At 75.5% G+C, this 17159-nt stretch carries 18 protein-coding genes; 11 read left to right on the top strand and 7 right to left on the bottom strand.

Annotated features, from left to right (window positions below; genetic code table 11):
* Positions 1–84: 84 nt before the first annotated feature.
* The gene (locus ACI780_RS12355; protein WP_457003231.1) at positions 85–579 is read right to left on the bottom strand and encodes a single-stranded DNA-binding protein; all 495 of its coding nucleotides are present in this window, start codon (positions 577–579) and stop codon (positions 85–87) included.
* A gap of 132 nt (positions 580–711) precedes the next feature.
* On the opposite strand from ACI780_RS12355, the gene recD2 reads away from it, so the two are divergent.
* Positions 712–2946 carry an SF1B family DNA helicase RecD2 gene (recD2, locus tag ACI780_RS12350; RefSeq protein WP_457003229.1) on the top strand — a complete coding sequence of 745 codons (2235 nt, stop codon included), beginning with the start codon at positions 712–714 and terminating at the stop codon, positions 2944–2946.
* 13 nt (positions 2947–2959) lie between these two features.
* Here recD2 and ACI780_RS12345 read toward each other — a convergent pair whose 3' ends face one another.
* Positions 2960–3520, bottom strand: a complete 561-nt coding sequence (locus ACI780_RS12345; protein ID WP_457003227.1) for a hypothetical protein — start codon at positions 3518–3520, stop codon at positions 2960–2962.
* Between the two features lie 195 nt (positions 3521–3715).
* On the opposite strand from ACI780_RS12345, the gene ACI780_RS12340 reads away from it, so the two are divergent.
* The 4 genes from ACI780_RS12340 (at position 3716) to ACI780_RS12325 (ending at position 7163) form a co-directional block, all read left to right on the top strand.
* Positions 3716–5212, top strand: a complete 1497-nt coding sequence (locus ACI780_RS12340; protein WP_456868573.1) for a hypothetical protein — start codon at positions 3716–3718, stop codon at positions 5210–5212.
* Positions 5213–5276: 64 nt separating this feature from the next.
* On the top strand, positions 5277–6326 hold the full coding sequence (locus ACI780_RS12335) for a PD-(D/E)XK nuclease family protein (RefSeq protein WP_457003225.1): 1050 nt from the start codon (positions 5277–5279) through the stop codon (positions 6324–6326).
* A 74-nt stretch (positions 6327–6400) separates the two neighbouring features.
* Complete coding sequence (locus ACI780_RS12330) at positions 6401–6673, top strand: hypothetical protein (protein WP_456868571.1); 273 nt, start codon at positions 6401–6403, stop codon at positions 6671–6673.
* A gap of 64 nt (positions 6674–6737) precedes the next feature.
* Positions 6738–7163: a hypothetical protein gene (locus tag ACI780_RS12325; protein WP_457003223.1), complete on the top strand. Its 426-nt coding sequence runs from the start codon at positions 6738–6740 to the stop codon at positions 7161–7163.
* On the opposite strand, the gene ACI780_RS12320 is transcribed toward ACI780_RS12325, so the two are convergent.
* On the bottom strand, positions 7119–8093 hold the full coding sequence (locus ACI780_RS12320; protein WP_457003221.1) for a zinc-binding dehydrogenase: 975 nt from the start codon (positions 8091–8093) through the stop codon (positions 7119–7121). The two genes, ACI780_RS12325 and ACI780_RS12320, sit on opposite strands and share 45 nt — an antisense overlap.
* An 88-nt stretch (positions 8094–8181) precedes the next feature.
* Positions 8182–9054, bottom strand: a complete 873-nt coding sequence (locus ACI780_RS12315; RefSeq protein WP_457003219.1) for a response regulator transcription factor — start codon at positions 9052–9054, stop codon at positions 8182–8184.
* Between the two features lie 463 nt (positions 9055–9517).
* On the opposite strand from ACI780_RS12315, the gene ACI780_RS12310 reads away from it, so the two are divergent.
* The 3 genes from ACI780_RS12310 to ACI780_RS12300 all read left to right on the top strand — a co-directional run bounded on the left by ACI780_RS12310 (position 9518) and on the right by ACI780_RS12300 (position 11812).
* Positions 9518–10279: an AfsR/SARP family transcriptional regulator gene (locus ACI780_RS12310; protein WP_456868567.1), complete on the top strand. Its 762-nt coding sequence runs from the start codon at positions 9518–9520 to the stop codon at positions 10277–10279.
* Between the two features lie 143 nt (positions 10280–10422).
* Positions 10423–10647, top strand: a complete 225-nt coding sequence (locus ACI780_RS12305; protein WP_456868566.1) for a hypothetical protein — start codon at positions 10423–10425, stop codon at positions 10645–10647.
* A gap of 184 nt (positions 10648–10831) precedes the next feature.
* Positions 10832–11812, top strand: coding sequence for a leishmanolysin-related zinc metalloendopeptidase (locus ACI780_RS12300; protein WP_456868565.1), 981 nt, complete (start codon positions 10832–10834; stop codon positions 11810–11812).
* A gap of 302 nt (positions 11813–12114) precedes the next feature.
* On the opposite strand, the gene ACI780_RS12295 is transcribed toward ACI780_RS12300, so the two are convergent.
* Positions 12115–13029 (bottom strand): hypothetical protein, encoded by a 915-nt coding sequence (locus tag ACI780_RS12295; protein WP_457003216.1) that lies wholly within the window; start codon positions 13027–13029, stop codon positions 12115–12117.
* Between the two features lie 201 nt (positions 13030–13230).
* Between ACI780_RS12295 and ACI780_RS12290 the strand changes: the two genes are divergently transcribed.
* Positions 13231–13596 (top strand): hypothetical protein, encoded by a 366-nt coding sequence (locus tag ACI780_RS12290; protein WP_456868563.1) that lies wholly within the window; start codon positions 13231–13233, stop codon positions 13594–13596.
* A 246-nt stretch (positions 13597–13842) separates the two neighbouring features.
* Here the strand turns inward: ACI780_RS12290 and ACI780_RS12285 are convergent, their stop codons facing one another.
* The gene (locus ACI780_RS12285) at positions 13843–14424 is read right to left on the bottom strand and encodes an NADPH-dependent FMN reductase (protein WP_456868562.1); all 582 of its coding nucleotides are present in this window, start codon (positions 14422–14424) and stop codon (positions 13843–13845) included.
* A gap of 86 nt (positions 14425–14510) precedes the next feature.
* Here ACI780_RS12285 and ACI780_RS12280 point away from each other — a divergent pair, with 86 nt between their 5' ends.
* Together ACI780_RS12280 and ACI780_RS12275 are read left to right on the top strand one after the other, a co-directional pair.
* Positions 14511–14981, top strand: coding sequence for a MarR family winged helix-turn-helix transcriptional regulator (locus tag ACI780_RS12280; RefSeq protein WP_457003214.1), 471 nt, complete (start codon positions 14511–14513; stop codon positions 14979–14981).
* A gap of 202 nt (positions 14982–15183) precedes the next feature.
* Positions 15184–15789: a dihydrofolate reductase family protein gene (locus ACI780_RS12275; RefSeq protein ID WP_456868560.1), complete on the top strand. Its 606-nt coding sequence runs from the start codon at positions 15184–15186 to the stop codon at positions 15787–15789.
* A 375-nt stretch (positions 15790–16164) separates the two neighbouring features.
* Here ACI780_RS12275 and ACI780_RS12270 read toward each other — a convergent pair whose 3' ends face one another.
* Positions 16165–17106: an EamA family transporter gene (locus ACI780_RS12270; RefSeq protein WP_457003212.1), complete on the bottom strand. Its 942-nt coding sequence runs from the start codon at positions 17104–17106 to the stop codon at positions 16165–16167.
* Between the last annotated feature and the right edge of the window lie 53 nt (positions 17107–17159).

The raw sequence follows: 17159 nt of genomic DNA, 5'->3' as shown, positions 1-17159 counted from the left end.
CCCCGGCGGGGGGCCCCCCCGCCGCGGCCGGGGGGGGGGCCGCCCCCCCCCCCCCCCCCCCCCCCCCCCCCCGACGGCGGGACCTCAGAAGGGCGGCTCCTCGCCGGGGTCACCGGCCGCCGCCCACGGGTCGTCCGCGCCGGCCCGGACCGCCGCGGGGGCGGCCTCGCCGAACCCGCCCGCGTGCCCGTTGCCGCCGGAGCGGTCGGCGGGACGGGACGCGCGGGCGACGGTGGCCGTCGCGTACCGCAGCGACGGGCCGATCTCGTCGACCTCGAGCTCGACGACGGTGCGCTTCTCGCCCTCCTTGGTCTCGAACGAGCGCTGCTTGAGGCGGCCCTGCGCCACCACCCGCGAGCCCCGGGTCAGCGACTCGGCGACGTTCTCCGCCGCCTGCCGCCAGACGTTGCAGCGCAGGAACAGCGCCTCGCCGTCCTTCCACTCCTGGGTCTGGCGGTCCAGGGTGCGCGGGGTCGAGGCGATGGTGAAGTTGGCGACCGCCGCGCCCGAGGGCGTCCAGCGCAACTCGGGGTCGCTGGTCAGGTTGCCGATGACGGTGATGACAGTCTCGCCGGCCATGGTCCGGTCCTCCGTAACGTTCGGTGCAGCGCTCAGGTGAGCGCCGCGGAGGCTACGGACGGGCACCGACAGTTCCCGGGCCCGCGAGCGGTGGCCCGGCCCCCGCGCGCCGGAGGTGTGACCATCGGCAGGGTGCAGGAGGTGCGGACCCCGTCGGTCCTGGAGGCGACGCTGGAGCGGGTCACGTTCGCCAACCCCCAGACCGGCTACACCGTGGCCCGGGTGGACACCGGGCGCGGCGGTGACCTGGTCACCGTCGTCGGGTCGCTGCTGGGCGCGCAGCCGGGGGAGACGCTGCGGCTGCGCGGACGGTGGGGGGCGCACCCCCAGTACGGCCGCCAGTTCCTCGTCGAGGACTACACCACCGTGCTGCCGGCCACGGTGCAGGGCATCCGCCGCTACCTGGGGTCCGGGCTGGTCAAGGGGATCGGCCCGCGGCTGGCCGAGCGGATCGTCGACCACTTCGGCACCGACGCGCTGCGGGTGATCGAGGAGCAGCCCGGCCGGCTCGCCGAGGTGCCCAACCTCGGCCCCAAGCGCACCCGGCTGATCACCGAGGCGTGGGAGGAGCAGCGGGCCATCAAGGAGGTGATGGTCTTCCTCCAGGGCGTGGGGGTGTCGACGTCGCTGGCGGTGCGCGTCTACCGGCAGTACGGCGACGCGTCGATCGGCGTCGTCCGCACCGCGCCCTACCGGCTGGCCGCCGAGGTCTGGGGGATCGGCTTCAAGACCGCCGACACCATCGCCGCCGCGGTCGGCATCCCGCACGACAGCACCGAGCGGGTCGAGGCCGGCGTGCAGTTCGTGCTCTCCGAGGCCACCGGGCAGGGCCACTGCTTCCTCCCCGAGGACCAGCTGATCGCCCAGTCGGTGGAGGTGCTGCAGGTCCCGCCGAGCCTGGTGCGGCACTGCCTGGCCCTGCTGGTCGCCGAGGACAACCTCGTCCGCGAGGAGTTCCCCGGCGCCGCGGGCGAGCCGCCGACGGTGGCCTACTACCTCGTCCCCTTCCACCGGGCCGAGGTCTCCCTCGCCGGGGGGCTCAAGCGGCTGGCCGGCGCCGACGTCGACCGGATGGCCGTCTTCGGCGGGGTGGACTGGGACGCCGCGCTGGCCTGGCTGCGCCGGCGCACCGGCGTGGACCTGGCGCCCGGCCAGCAGGACGCGGTGCGCCTGGCGCTGACGGCGAGGGTCGCCGTCCTCACCGGCGGCCCCGGCTGCGGCAAGAGCTTCACCGTGCGCTCGGTGGTCACCCTCGCGGCGGCCAAGGGCGCCCGGGTGCTGCTGGCCGCGCCCACCGGCCGCGCGGCCAAGCGGCTGACCGAGCTGACCGGCGTCGAGGCCGTCACCGTGCACCGGCTGCTGGAGCTGCGGCCCGGCGGGGACGCCGCCTACGACCGGGACCGGCCGCTGGACGCCGACCTGGTGGTGGTCGACGAGTCCTCGATGCTGGACCTGCTGCTGGCCAACAAGCTGGTGCGGGCGGTGCCCCCCGGGGCGCACCTGCTGCTCGTCGGCGACGTCGACCAGCTGCCCTCGGTCGGCGCCGGGGAGGTGCTGCGCGACCTGCTCGCCGAGGGCACCCCCATCCCGCACGTGCGCCTGACGCAGGTCTTCCGGCAGGCCAGCCGCTCGGGGGTGGTCACCAACGCCCACCGGATCAACGCCGGCAACCCGCCGCAGGTGCGCGGCCTCGACGACTTCTTCCTGTTCAGCACCGACGACGCCGAGGAGGCCGCCCGGCTCACCGTCGACGTCGTCGTCCGGCGGATCCCGGCCCGCTTCGGGCTCGACCCGCGCCGCGACGTGCAGGTGCTCACCCCGGTGCACCGGGGGCCGGCCGGCGCCGCCGCGCTCAACGAGCTGCTGCAGGACGCGCTCACCCCGGCCGCCCCCGACCGGCCCGAGAAGCGGTTCGGCGGGCGGGTGTTCCGCGTCGGGGACAAGGTCAGCCAGGTCCGCAACGACTACGACAAGGGCGCCAACGGGGTCTTCAACGGCACCCAGGGCGTGGTCACCGCCGTCGACCCGGTCGAGCAGACCCTCACCGTGGTCACCGACGAGGACGAGACGATCCGCTACGACTTCGCCGAGCTCGACGAGCTGGTGCACGCCTACGCGGTCACCGTCCACCGCTCCCAGGGCAGCGAGTACCCCTGCGTCGTCGTCCCGCTGACGACCAGCGCGTGGATGATGCTGCAGCGCAACCTGCTCTACACCGCGGTGACCCGCGCCAAGCAGCTCGTCGTGCTCGTCGGCTCCCCGCGGGCCCTCGGCCAGGCGGTGCGGGCCACCGGCTCCGGCCGGCGGCACACCGCGCTCGCCCGCCGGCTGCGCGGCCGCCCCCAGCCGCTGCCGGGCGCGGCCTGAGGACCGCGAGGCGTCAGCGGGCCTGCAGCCGGCGCGTCTCCAGCTCGTGCTCGCGCAGCTCCTGCCGGGTCTCCAGCGCCGCCTGCGCCTGCACCTCCAGGCCGGCGAAGGTGTCCTCGACCTGCTGCAGCCGCAGCCACCAGGCGGTCAGGGCGTAGCGGTCGGCCAGGTCGTCCGGGGCGCACGCCAGCAGGCCGCGGATGGACGCGTCGGCCCGCTCGAGCACCCCGGAGTCGTCGTCGGGCGCGGCGGCCCGCGCCGCCCAGAACACCTCCGCCCAGAGCGCCGCCACCGCCACGCTGCCGGCGGGGGGCACCCGCTGCTCGAAGGCCAGCCGCCGGCCGGTGGCGACGGCGGTCAGCCGCAGGGTCAGGAAGCGGCGCACCAGCCGCAGGAACTCCGGTGCGGCGGCCCGGTACGCCTCGGGGCTGCCGGCGTCGACGATCCGCCGGTAGACGTCCTGCAGGCGCTGCGCGGTCTCCTGGCTGCGCTGCCACAGCTCGTGGGGCGTCGCCGGGCGCGGGAGGACGGCGTCGCGCGCCCCGCCCGGACCGTCGTCGGAGGTGGCGCCCACGCTGTCGAACGCTAGTGCGGGCCGGTCCCCGGTGCAGCCCGCCGCGCCGCGCCGCCGTGGGACGCCGGTCACCGTTCCGCCGAGAGCGAACGACCCGCCCGCGTGTCCGGCGGGGCGGCTTGACAGTCCGGTTCTGTCGGTACCCGTCCCTAGATTCCGGATCGACATCTTCCCCGTGTCGACAAGGAGTCCCCCATGGCCACCTCCGGCCTCAAGACCCGCAAGCCCACCGGTCGCGTGCCGTGGCCGTGCATCCTCCTGGAGGGTGAGGAGAAGGCCGGCAAGAGCTGGGCGCTGGCCCAGTTCAGCGCCAGCGACAGGATCGGCGCGCTGTACTGGATCGACCTCAACGAGGGCGCCGGCGACGAGTACGGCGCCATCCCCGGCGCGCGCTACGAGCTCGTCGAGCACGACGGCTCCTACGCCGCGGTGCTGGCCGCCGTCCAGGCGGTCAAGGCGGAGGCGCGCCGCGCCGCCGACGCCGGCGAGCCGCCGGTCGTGCTCGGCATCGACACCGGCTCGGCCATCTGGGACGGCCTGAAGGACTGGGCCAGCGAGCGGGCCGCCAGGTCCGCCCGCAACCGCGAGCTGCTCAAGCGCGACCCCAACGCCGAGATCACCATCAGCCAGAACCTGTGGAACGACGCCGGCGCGCGCTGGCGCAAGCTGCAGACCGAGCTGCTGACCTTCCCCGGCATCGTCGTGGTGACCGCGCGCGGCAAGGAGGTCACCGAGGTCGACGCCAACGGCCGCCCGATCGAGGGGCAGAAGACCTGGTCGGTGCAGACCCACCGGGAGTTCCCCTACGCGGCCAGCGTGTGGATGCGGCTGCGCCGCGGCCGGCGACCGCTGATCGTCGGCGCGCGCAGCGTGCACGTGGGCATCAAGCCCAACGACGACCCGGCCCGCGAGGTCACCGCGCGCGAGGCGAACGGCCGGCTGCTGGAGTGGCTGGTCTTCGACGCCCTCAAGTGCGACCCGGGCACCGCGCACGTGCGCGACCTCGTCGCCTTCCACGGCGGCGGGCTGCTCGACCACGAGCGGACCGAGCAGGCCGCCGGCGCCCGCGCGGGCGGCCTGCCGGGTGCGGTCACGGGCGGCGGAGCGGCCGGACGGCGGGGCTCGGACCTCGCCGACCTGGTCGCGCGGATCGGCGAGGCCGGGGACGACGACGAGCTGCGCGAGGTGTGGGCCGAGGCCAACCGCGCCGCGCTGCTGTCGGTCGACGTGCCGACCCCGGGCGGCAACTACACCGTCGCCGAGCTGATCCAGGCCCGGCACGAGGAGTTCGTCGAGGCCTCGGTCCCGGCGTCGGCCGCGGGCCGGTCCGCGGAGCGCCGCCGGGCACCTGCCGCCGCGCAGGCCCCCGCGCCGCAGACGCCGGCCGCAGTGGTCGAGGCCGCCCGCGCCGCCGCCGCGGCCGCCCGCCCGTCGCCCGAGCCCGAGGCCGCGCCGGTCAACCCGCTGCTGGAGCCCTCGGCGACCCCGGACGACCCGCGGGAGCGCCGGCTCAACGCCGCCCGCCGCGGCGTGCTGGCCAGCCTGGAGGCCCTCGGCGTCACCGAGGAGCAGATCGGCACCCGGTTCGGCCGGCCGGCCGAGCAGGTGGCCACCAAGCGGCTGACCGCGCTGGTCCGCGACGTCATCGCCCGGCAGCGGGCCTCGGCCGACGACCGCCCGGACGTCGCCTGAGCCGAGTCGCCGGGGCGGGGCCGGACTCCCGGCCCCGCCCCGGTCCCGAGGAGAGGAGGACGCGGTGACCGCCGTCCTGCCCGCCCGCCCCAGCGCCGCCGAGCGGCGGGCCGCGCCGAGCCTGGCCGCCGCGGTGCGCGACCTCGACGGCCGCCGGGCCCGCTCCCGCCAGCGGATGATCGGCGCCTCCGAGCTCGGCGAGTGCCGGCGGCGTGCGGCCTACCGGATCGCCCGCCGCCGCCCGACCAACACCCGCACCGGGCTGCAGGCCTTCATCGGCACCGAACTGCACCGCGGGGTGCTGCGGGCCCTGCGCCGCCAGTACGGCGGCCTCACCGAGGTGGGCCTGCGGGGCGAGCAGGTCAAGGGCCGCTGCGACTGGTGGCACGCCCCGGTCGTGGAGGACCTCAAGACGACGTCCCGGTTCGGGTTCGAGCGGGTCCTCACCCGCGGCGTCCCGGTGCGGCACTGGTTCCAGGTCGCCGTCTACGCCTGGTTGCTGCGCACCGGGCAGACCGCCGACCGCCGGCTGCCGGCCGGGGCCGCGCAGGACGTCGACGGGCTGCGGATCCGCTACCTGTCGCGCGACTCGGGCGAGGACGTCGTCTTCGAGGCCGACCACGACCCGGCGCTGACCGCCGAGGCGATCATGTGGCTCACCGACGTCTACGCCACCGTCGAGGACGACGGCGCCGACGCCGTCCCGCGCGACGGGTTCGGGCCCGGCGTGGACACCATGTGCGACTGGTGCCCGTTCCTCGATGCCTGCTGGGGTCCGCCGGTCGACCCCGGGACGGAGGGCGAGGGGTCCCGCCAGTCCCGGCTGACCGTCACCGACGAGGACTACGTCGCCGCCGTGCACGACTACGACGCCTGGCGGGCGGCGGAGAACGAGGCCCGGCGGCACAAGGAGTACGCCCGGGAGCGGCTGCGCGGCCGGTCCGGGCCGGCCGGTGACCTCGACTGCGAGTGGTCCGGCGGCGGCCTGCGCTCCCAGGTGGACAAGGACGCCGCGGTGGAGCGGCTGGTCGAGCTGGGGGAGAGCCTCCCGATCCGGGCCACCCGCACCCCGCGGACCATCCGCGTCACCCGCAGCGGCACGCGGCCGGACTGAGCTTGCGTCCGTCCCCGGACGGGAGGACGATCGAACACACGTTCGACTGCTCGATGCGACCCCCGGAGGCCCCGATGACCACCCTCCCGACCTCCCGCCTGGCCACCGGCGAGCCGGTGCTCACCACCGACGTCGTCGGCACCGACTTCGGTCTCCCGCTGGTCCGGCCGGCCAAGGGCCGGCAGGACGGCCGCGTGCGGGTCGTGCGCTCGCACTGCCGGGCCCACGGGGGAGTGGTGGTGTGGTTCACCGACGGCACCAAGACCCCGCCGCTGCACGGGCGCACCACCTGGGTCCTCGTCGACGACGCGGGCACCGGCGAGGGCGCAATGGCGAGAACTGCGTAGCGACGGCGTGCGCCGCGGCGCCTAGGGTCCGGCCCGCCGGCCACGACGCTGTCAGGGGGACCCCATGTCGGTGCTCGTGATCCACCTGTGTTGGGACGACGCGGATCCGCGGGACCTCACCGGCCTGCAGCAGGTGCTGCCGCCGGTCCCGCTCGGCGCCGACGGGCCGTGCCTCTACCGCCGGACGTGGCTCTCCGGCGACCGGGTGCTCGGCATCGAGGTGTGGTCCGACGACGACGCCGCGCGCTGCCACCTCGACGAGCTGCCGCTCGCCTCGCGCGCCCTCCACCTGGAGGCGCCGACCGTCGTGGTCCTGGTGATGCCGGATGCCTACCGGTGGGTGCTGCCCACTGCCCTGGGGACGCCGGGAGCGAGCGCTGTCGTCCCGGCGGTCCGGCCGGCCGCCCCCCGCTGCCGGTCCTCCCGTGACCACGCGAGCCGGCCGTCAGGTCATGTCGACGGCGATCTTCAGCTGCCCCGGCCGCGGTGAGATCGCGGCGGTGAAGGCCGCCTCCACCTCGGCGACGGGGCGGACGTCGGTGACGTAGCAGTCCCGCAGCCCGGGGTGCTCCGCGAGGTGCGCACCGGCCTCGGCCAGCACCCGCCGCCGCTCCAGGGTGACCCCCGAGCGCAGCGTGAGGTTCTTGCGCAGGAAGGTCATCATGTCGAAGGGGTACACCGGGTCGTCGGGGACGCCGAAGTAGAAGACCTGGCCGCCGGGTGCCACGGCGTCCAGCACCGGCTGCAGCGTCGAGACCTGGTGGCCCACCGCCTCGACGACCACCGACGGCCGGTCGGCGTCGGACAGCCGGCCCGCCCACCGCTCGGCCCGGGCGGTGACCGTCTCGTCGACGCCGAAGACCCGCGCGACGTCGGAGCGGTCCACCGGGTCGACGCCGGTCACCCGGGACGCCCCGCGCGCCTTCAGGACCGAGCTGAACAGCAGGCCGATGGGGCCCTGGCCGATCACCGCGACGGCCTGCCCGGAGACGTCGCCGAGCTGCTCGGCGGCGTAGAGGACGCAGGCCAGGGGCTGCAGCATGACCGCGGTGGTCGGCGGCAGGCCGGTGTCGTAGCGGGCGAGGCCGTCGCCGTCGGTCACCACGAGCTCGGCGATGCCGTCGAACATCGACGCCCAACCCACGACGAGGTCGCCGGGGGAGTGGTCGGGGTGCCGGCTGGCGACGACCTCCCCGACGATCTCGTGCATCGGGAAGCCGGGCGCGCGGGTGGCCCCCCAGCCGTCCTCGGCCGCCGGGTGCGGCCACAGCCCGCCCCGGAAGTTGGGCAGGTCGCTGCCGCAGATGGCGCCGGCGCGGGTGGCCAGGAGCACGTGCCCGGGCGTCAGGGACGCCGGGTCGGGGGCGTCGACCTCGACCTGCTCGAAGCGGAACGGGCCGCTGAGCGTCTGTGCCCACATGGGGATCTCCGTCCTTCCGGGCGGTGGCTGGTGCCTGCAGCATCACCGCGGACGGCCGCCGCGGCGAGCGCAGCGGCCCCGGGAGGCGTCACCGCGCCCGGCCGCTCCCGTGCAGTGGTGACCCGGCCGCTGCGTGGTCGCCGCGGCGCGGCGGGGGGACCAGCGTTCCGGGGTCCGCCGCCCTGGCGGGGGCGGTGGGGGTGGCCAGCAGGCCGGTGTCCCGGGCGCGCTGCACCGCCATCAGCCGGTCGCGCACGCCGAGCTTGCGGTAGACGTGCTCGAGGTGCTTGTGCACCGTCCGGGGGGAGGTGTGCAGGCGGCGGGCGATCGCCGCCGCGGTCAGGCCGGCGCCGAGGAGGGTGAGGACGGCGAACTCGCGCTCGGTGAGGCCGGTGTCGCGGGCGCGCTCGCACCGCCACGGTGGTGCGTCGGCGAGCACCCGGGCCTGGCGGGCGAGTACCGCCAGCACCGGGAGGACGAGGCCGGCGAGCTCGGCGTCGTCGTCGGTGTAGTCGTCGTCGGGACGGCTCAGCACGTAGGCCTCGATCCCGGTGCCGACCCACAGCGGCAGGGAGAGCTGGTGGGGGATCCCCAGCGGCCGGGCGAACGCCGACCACTCCGCCACCATGGCCGCGGGCGCCACGTCTCGGGGCACCCGCCCGAGGATCTGGGCCGCCGCACTGCCGGTGACCGCGTGCCAGCGGATGAGCGGCTGGGTCCGGGCACTCGGGAGGATCCCCGACGGCGGCACCGTCGGCAGGAAGCCCTCCGGCCACCCCTGGACGACGTGGTCCACCCACGCGGCGTCGACGTGGTTCAGCGAGCAGCAGGCCGACTCGAAGGACCGCAGGAGCAGGTCGGCCACCTGGGGGTGCGGGAACTCCGCGTCCCCGGGCCGGCCCTGCAGGATGTCCCCGACGAGTGCCAGCCACGCTGCGGAGCACGTGGTCGTGCGCGACACGTGACCGAGCGTATTGCGCCGGTGCCGGTGAGGAAGGGCCTTAGGACACGACCTCGTTCCAGCCGTCCGCCTACGCACAACTGCGTACGGTCCCGGCCCACGGACGTGGTTAGCGTTGCTCTCTCGCATCGAGCACGCGTGCGTCCAGGGGGGCAACCATGTCGGTCGTCGACGGACCCAGACGTCCCAGACCTCCCCGGACGAAGAGCGCCCCGTCCTCGAGGAGCGCCCCGTCCTCCCGGACGCGGCGGCGCTCCGGCAGCTGATCCGCCCGTCCCCACCGGGCCACCGGGGCGTGGGCCGCAGGCGCCCGCGCGCCGCGCCCGGCCGCACCGCGGTCCGCCTCGCCCGGCCGGGTCCTGTCGCCGCCGACGCCGCCGTCCCCGTCGTCCGTGTCGGGTGCCTGCCGCCACCCCGGCACCGCCCGGTCCCCGCTGCCCGTCCCGAGAGGAAGGACCCTCACGTGGACCGCACCTCCGCCTCCGTCACCCTGCTCGACGGCTTCGGGCTGGACCTGCCGTGGCGCGGCCCGCGGTCGGGTGCCGACGAGCTGCCGCGTGCGGTGCAGCGGCTGGTGGCGCACCTGTGCCTGTCCCGGCGGCAGACCCGGGCGGTGACGGCCGGCCACCTGTGGCCCGACCTCCCCGAGGACCACGCGCACGGGTGCCTGCGGTCGGCGCTGTGGCGGCTGCGGAAGGCGGCGCCGGACCTGGTCGAGGTGTCCGGGGACGCCCTGCGGCTGGCGACCGGCGTCCGGGTCGACGTGCGCGACCTCGACGCCTGGGCGCGCCGGGCGGTGACGCCGTCCACGGCGTCCGGCGACGTCGCCCTCCCCGACGCGGCGCTCCTCGGCGACCTGCTCCCGGGGTGGTACGACGACTGGGTCCTGCTGGAGCGCGAGCGGCTGCGCGACCTCCGCATGCGGGGCCTGGAGGCGGTGGCCGCCCGGCTGACCGCGCTCGGCCGCCACGGCGAGGCGCTGCAGGCCGCCCACGCCGCGGTCCGCGCCGAACCGCTGCGCGAGAGCGCCCACCGGATGGTGGTCCGCATCCACCTGGCCGAGGGGAACGTCGCCGAGGCGGTCCGGGCCTACGAGCTGTTCCGCACCGTGCTCGAGACCGAGCTGGGCGTGCCCCCCAGCGAGGAGATGTCCCGGCTGCTCCGGCACGTCCCCCGGATCCGCCGGTCCCTGCCGCCACACCACCCGGCTCTCGCGGGGCGGTGATGCCCACGGCCCCGGGGGGTCCTCCGTCCGGGGGACTGCGCCGGGTGGCACGACCTCCGACCATGGCTCCCGGCACGTCGACCGCGCCGGGTGTCCCCGCAGCCGGCGCCGCGACGCTGCGCGGGACCCGGAGGAGGCACGACGTGGCCGACCACCCGAGCGCGGCGCTCCTCGTCCGCGTCTGGCTCGAGGACGCCGGGCGGTTCCGGGCCCGGCTGCTGACGCAGGCGGACACCCCCGCGGGGACGTCGGCCCCGGAGGTGACGGTCGCCGTGGCGGCGTCCCCCGCCGAGGTGCTCGACGCCGTCCGCGACTGGCTCGACGACGTCGTGCGCCGCGCCGGGGCGCCGGGCGACGACGGCGGGTGAGGCGCCCGGCCCCGCCGTCGACCGCGGGGCGGTGACGGCTCGGTGACGGCTCGGTGACGGCTCGTTGACGAGGCGCTCCTAGCGTGCGGGCGCGGGATGGACCTCGGCACCGCCGGTGACCCGCGGCGTCCCGTCCACGTCCTGCCGACCACCGGCACGACGACGCCCTCACCGGGAGGTTCCAGTGACGACTTTCTTCGCGGGACTCGGTTCGGGACTGGAGGCGGTCGACGTCGAGGAGGTGTACGAGGCCAGGGCGAGGGAGGACGTCGCCAAGCGCATCGCCGACACCGACGACCCCTTCCGCATCGAGGTCCGGTTCCTCGGCGGCCTGACCGAGGAGCAGAAGCAGGCCTTCCGGACGGCCGCCGACAGGTGGGCCGAGGTCATCGTCGGTGACCTCGAGGACGTGCAGCTCCCCGACGGCACGACCGTCGACGACGTCCGCATCGACGCCGCCGGTGTGTCCATCGACGGGCCCGGCCGGGTCCTGGGCCGGGCCGGGCCCCGCCTGGTGCGGCCGGCCGGCAGCACGCACGAGTTCCTGCCCATCACCGGCGGCATGGAGTTCGACGTCGCCGACATCCCGACGATGATGGCCCAGGGCCTCTGGGACATCGTGATCATGCACGAGATGGGGCACGTCATCGGCATGCTCGACTTCGTGTGGAGCGCGAAGGGCTTCGTGGCCAACCGCAACACCCCGCAGTGGTCGTTCACCGGGCCGACCGCGATGGCCGAGTTCGGCCGGCTGCAGGACCCGTGCGCCGGGGTCCGGATCGCCGACCTCGCCGATCTCGCAGCCGCGGCGCCGGGCGGGGGCACCGCCGGTGTGCCGGTGCCCATCGAGGACGACTTCGGGCCGGGGACGATCGGCAGCCACTGGCGGGAGAGCGTCTTCGGCGCCGAGATGATGACCGGCTTCGTCAACCAGGGCGCCAACCCGCTCAGCCGGGTCACCGGAGGTGCGCTGCAGGACCTGGGCTACCAGGTGGACCTCGACGCCTGTGACGACTACAGCCTCCCGTCACCGACCTCCCTCGCCGTCATGGGCGTGCTCACGGCCGGGCGGATGCACGAGGTCATCGGGGAGATCGGCGGCACCGGCGGCTACGTCGAGCACCCCACCCCCGAGGTCGCCCCCGCCTCGGTCCTGCGTCGGTAGCCGGTCCGGTGCGGGTCCCGGAGCGGGAACCGGACGGCGAGGAGGCGTGGGGGTGGATCGACGAGCACGTCGAGCGCCTCACGCCCGAGGTGGCGGGCGACGAGGTCCGCCTCCTCGGGGATCGCCGCGCCGAGGGCGAGGGCGCTGCCGGCGGGGAGGGTCCTGCCGACGGGGAGGGTCCTGCCGACACACCCCCCGCCGCGGAGTCACCGGCCGGAGGGGGCTGACCGTCTCCTCCGGCCGGGACTCCGGCACCGGCCGGCCCGCCCGGGGGCCTCCCCGGCGGGCCGGCCGGCGCACGGTCAGCGGATCCGCCGGCGCTGGCTGTCGCAGCCGTAGAAGTAGCCGCAGAACTGGGTGTAGGGCCCCCGGTTGGCGGTCTCGGGGTTCGTGATGAGCACGCCGCTGTTGTCGGTGTTGCGCGCCGCGGTGCCGCCGGGCTTGTGGCCCCAGAACCCGCCGCTCTGCCTGCGGAACCAGTGGTAGTCGACGAACCCGGGGCCGGGAGCGACGACGAGCGCGACCAGGTAGCGCGGCTTCTCGCTGTCCGGGAAGCAGTCGAAGCGCCGGTGCACGCCGTCGCAGAGGGCCGCACGGGTCACCTCGGGACAGGTGATCGCCGTGTAGATCCGCCCGCACCCGCGGCCCGGCTGGGCGAAGGTGTTGGTGCGCCAGTTGCTCGCGTAGTTGTAGCAGTTGTTGTTCAGGCGGACGGTCGCGTCGTCGTTCCAGAAGCCGGGGTTGAACACCCCCAGCTCGATCGTGCAGGTCACGTCCGCGGGCTCCGCCTGCGCTGCCGCCGACGCCGCGGCCACCTGGTCGGTGACGGACTCGGCGCCCCCGCCGGCCAGCTGCGCCAGGAGGTGGTCGCGCAGGTCGGTGTCCAGGGCCGCCGTGTCCGGCGCGTCCGCGGGGGCCCGGCCGGTCTCCATCAGGCTCAGCAGCCGCTCGGCGATCTCGGTGCCGCGGTCGGCCGCGCCGAGCGAGGAGAGGGACAGGTAGCTGGTCGCGCCCGAGGACGGGTCGACCGCGACGTCGTCGCCGAGGGTCTCGAGGACGAACCCCCGCGGCCCCAGACCGCCTGGGGGATCGGCGTCCGCCAGCCTCGTCGTGAGGCCCTGAACCTCCCTCAGCAGCGCCCGTGACTCCCGCTCGTCGCCCACCTCGGCGACCGGGTTCTGCCGACCCGAGAAGACGTCAGCCGTGATCCGCAACATCGATCCACTCCTCTGCCTCGTCGCGCGGGGTGGCGAGGGGACACCGGGCGCCTGCTCCGACGAGGCTGACCCGCGACCGCGGCACCCGGTCCGCGCCCTGCGACCCGAGGATGGCGGGCAGGGCGTCACGGTCCCGTCACCCTGACGTCACGGGGGTCCCGGTGCCGTGCCCGCCGTCAGAATGGGTGCGGGGTGGTGCTGGTGAGCGGTTCTCCTCGGTCGCCGGCGCGCGGTGGTGCGCGCGTCGACCTGCTCGTCTACTCGGGCCGTCCGAACCCGACCTTCGAGCTGACGCCGGCCGAGGCGGAGGAGCTGGGTCGTCGGCTCGACCGGCTGCCGCCGGGCGCGCCCCCGGGCGAGGCGCCCGGGCTGGGGTACGGCGGGATGGTGGTGACGTTCGACCCGTCGGCCGGCCGGCCGCGTCCGGTCACGGTGCGCCGTGGGGTCACCGAGGACGCCGCCGGTCCCGTCACCGGCCGGCTGGACACCGAGGACGTCGAGGGCTGGCTGCTCGCCCTCGCCCGCCGGCGCGGGCACGCGGAGCTGCTCGACGCGCTCGGTCTCTAGGGCTCGTCCGGCGGATCCCGTGGACGTGCGACCGCGTTCGAGGGCGGCTCCGGGCACCCCGCACCGCCCGGTGTGGCGGGTCATCCCGGCGGACCAGCGGTGGCGGGCCGTCGTCGACTCCCGCGGAGGAACTCGACGCCCTCGCTCACGAGGGCAGTCCCGGGCGCGAGCTGGGACGGGTGCTCTGCCCACCGCGCTCGTGCTCTGCCCATCCGGAGTGGGCAGAGCACGAGCGACGTGGAGCCGTCAGGCCGCCGCGCCGGCCCGGGCCGCGGCGCGCAGCGGCGCCAGCGCGTCCGCCCACTCGACGACCTGGTCGAGCGTCTGCTCCAGGAACTCCACCTGGTGCGTGCCGGGCGTGAAGTCCGTGAAGTCCGCGAAGTCGGTGAAGAGGTTGAGGTAGACCGCGGAGCGCACGGTGGCGACGCGCAGTTCGGCGAGCACCAGACGCAGTTGCTCGATGGCGCGGGCGCCGCCCACCACCCCGTAGCCGACGAACCCGGCGGACTTGTTCGCCCACTCGCTGTTGAGGAAGTCGATCGCGTTCTTCAGCGACCCGGGTATGCCGTGGTTGTACTCGGGCGTGACGAAGACGAACCCGTCGAAGCGGGCCACGGCCTCACCCCACGCCTGCGTGTGCGGCCGGCTGTACCGCCCCATCGACGGTGGCAGGGGCTCGTCGAGCAACGGCAGCCCGAACGACTCCAGGTCGAGCACCTCGACCTCGGCGTCACCGCGGGCGTGGGCCAGTCGGTGCACCCAGCGGGCGACGGTCTCGGCCTTGCGGCCCGGGCGGGTGGTGCCGACGACGACGGCGATGCGGGTCATGAGGACCTCCGGTGAAGGGACTTGAACCTTCAACTCAGACCCAAGCACTGCCCGGTTGAAGCGTCAACCCTCGCTAGGATCTGGCCGTGACCGAGGAGCCGCGCTGGCTGAGCGCCGCCGAGCTCGGCGTCTGGATGAAGCTCTCCGTCCTGCTGGTGCGGCTGCCGCAGGAGCTCGATGCCCAGCTCCAGCGCGACGCCGGCCTCAACTGGTTCGAGTACCTCGTGCTGGCCGGCCTCTCCGAAGCGCCCCACCGGACCATGCGGATGAGCCGCCTGGCCCTGCTCACCCACGGCTCGCTGTCGCGGCTCTCCCACGTCGTCACGCGCCTCGAGGCCCGCGGCTGGGTCGCCCGGCGTCCGTGCCCGGAGAACGGACGCTTCACCAACGCCACGCTCACCGACGCCGGCTGGACGAAGGTGGTGGCCACCGCCCCCGGCCATGTCGGCACGGTCCGCAGGCTCGTCACGGAGGCGCTGGACGCCACCCAGCTGGAGCAGCTGGACGGCGTCCTCGAGGCCGTGCTCGAGCGGCTGATGCCGCGTGGGTGCCCCTAGACCACTCCTCCCGGGGGACCTCACCAGAACGGGCGGCCACTCCGGATGGGCCGTTCGATGGCGCACGCGCCTCCCGCGCCGTGCCGCCGGCCATCCGGCGGCCGATCGGGACGGTGCAGCGTCGTGGGCTGCGCCGCGCGGCCGATGAGTTCGTGGCTCCCGGCCGGTCCGAGCTCGTGACACCCGAGGAAAGGACACGGCCATGGCGGAGCTCCTCGTCGACTTCATCACCTCCCTCGACGGGTACGCGTCGGGAGAGGGATGGCCCGGGTTCTGGGGCCTCGAGGGCCCGGAGTACCTCGCCTGGCTCGGCGAGCAGCCCGAGGTCACCTACCTGATGGGCGCGAACACCTACCGCCTCATGTCCGGTTTCGCCGCCGGTGAGGTCCCGGACGGCCAGGCCGAGTTCCGGCCCGAGGAGGAGGCGTCCGTGGACGAGCTCACGCGCGCGTCCAAGGTGGTGTTCTCCTCCTCGCTCGAGGAGCCGCTGACGTGGGCCAACTGCACGCTCGTCCGCGACGACGCCGTCGAGGCGGTCCGCGCCATGAAGGAGAGCGGCCCGGGGCTGCTGAGCACCATCGGCAGCCTCAGCCTGTGCCGGTCCCTGCTCCGGGCCGGCCTGGTCGACCGCTTCCGGGTCGGGGTGTTCCCGGTGATCACCGGGGCCACCGGCGCAGAACGCATCTACGACGGCTATCCGGACGTCGCCCTCGAGATGATCGACCACCGCACCTTCGACGGCCGCATCCAGCTGGTCGAGTACCGGCCCCGCGTGCTCGAGCACCCGCCGCTCGGCGCGCCGGCCTGACGTCGCCCCGTCGCGGACTGGACGGTCGGCCGGCATCGCGTCGATGACCCGTCTCTCGGTGGGCCGCTCCGAGACGGCCGCCGGCTCCACGACCCACCCTCCAGCCGGCGGCTCTCGGGTGAGCCCGCCCCGTGCTGCTGCGGGAGCGGCCGTAGGAGCAAGCGCCCGGCGTGCTGACCGTCGGTCCCTCGCAGGGAGAGGCTCCGGCACGGTGAGCGGAAGCCCGAGAGCCGCTGATCCGTCGGTCGGCGTACGGGCGCGGTGGCGTCCAGCGAGGTGACGCAGCGTCGGCCGCCCAGGCGTTCCCGCGGGAACGCCTGGGCACCCAGGTGTCCTCGGTCGGCCGCCCGACAGGGGCGTCTCACGGACGTCCGCTCACGACACCTGCGGCTCCCGCTCCTCCTCCACCGGGCGAGCCCGACCGACGTCGGTCGGCGGCGTCGGCAGCCCGCCGGCCGGCCGTTGCGCGGAGATCGTGGACCCGATGCTGGCGAGCACGACCAGTGCCACGGCCGCTGCCTCGCGTGCCCCGAGCGGCTGGCTCAGGAGCAGCCACCCGGCCAGCGCGGCGACGGCCGGCTCGAGACTGAGCAGGACGCCGAAGACGCCGGGCGTCAGCCGCCGCAGGGCGGACAGCTCCAGCGTGTAGGGCACCACCGAGGCGAGCAGGCCGGTGACGGCCGCCAGCAGGAGCAGGTCGGGCCGGTCGACCGCCGTCGCCGCACCGGCGGCTCCAATGGGGACGAGGGCGAGGGAGCCCACGGCGAGGGCGACCGCGAGACCGCCCTGTCCGGGTACGGCGGCGCCCACCCGGGCGCTGGTGAGGATGTACCCGGCCCAGAACGCCCCGGCCGACAGCGCGAAGGCGACACCGACCCGGTCGAGCCCGGGACCGGCACCGGCGGAAGCGGCCAGTCCGAGCAGGACGACGCCGGTCGCCGCGAGGAGCACCCACGCTCCGTCGCGCACCCGACGGGAGAGCACGGCGGCGAGCACCAGCGGGCCGAGGAACTCGATGGTGACGGCGGTGCCCAGGGGGATGCGGGCGATGGCGGCGTAGAAGGAGCCGTTCATCCCGGCCAGGCACAGCCCGAAGGCGATCACCGCCGTCCACTGCCGCCTGCTCCACCGGTGCAGATGAGGACGCGTCGCGATCAGCAGCACTGCCGCGGCCACGAGCAGCCGCAGCAGGGTGACCCCCGCGCTGCCCATCGTGGGGAACAGCTGCGCGGCACTCGCGGCGCCGACCTGCAGGGAGATGCAGGAGCCCAGCACCATCAGGACGGCCGGGCCGCTGCCGGTGTCGCGGGGGCTCACGAGGACGAGAGGGGGGCGACGTCGGGCACACCCTCAGCGTCGACGACGGGTGT

Source organism: Geodermatophilus sp. SYSU D00814 (assembly GCF_054050055.1).
This window is presented reverse-complemented; position numbering and strand designations above follow the sequence as displayed.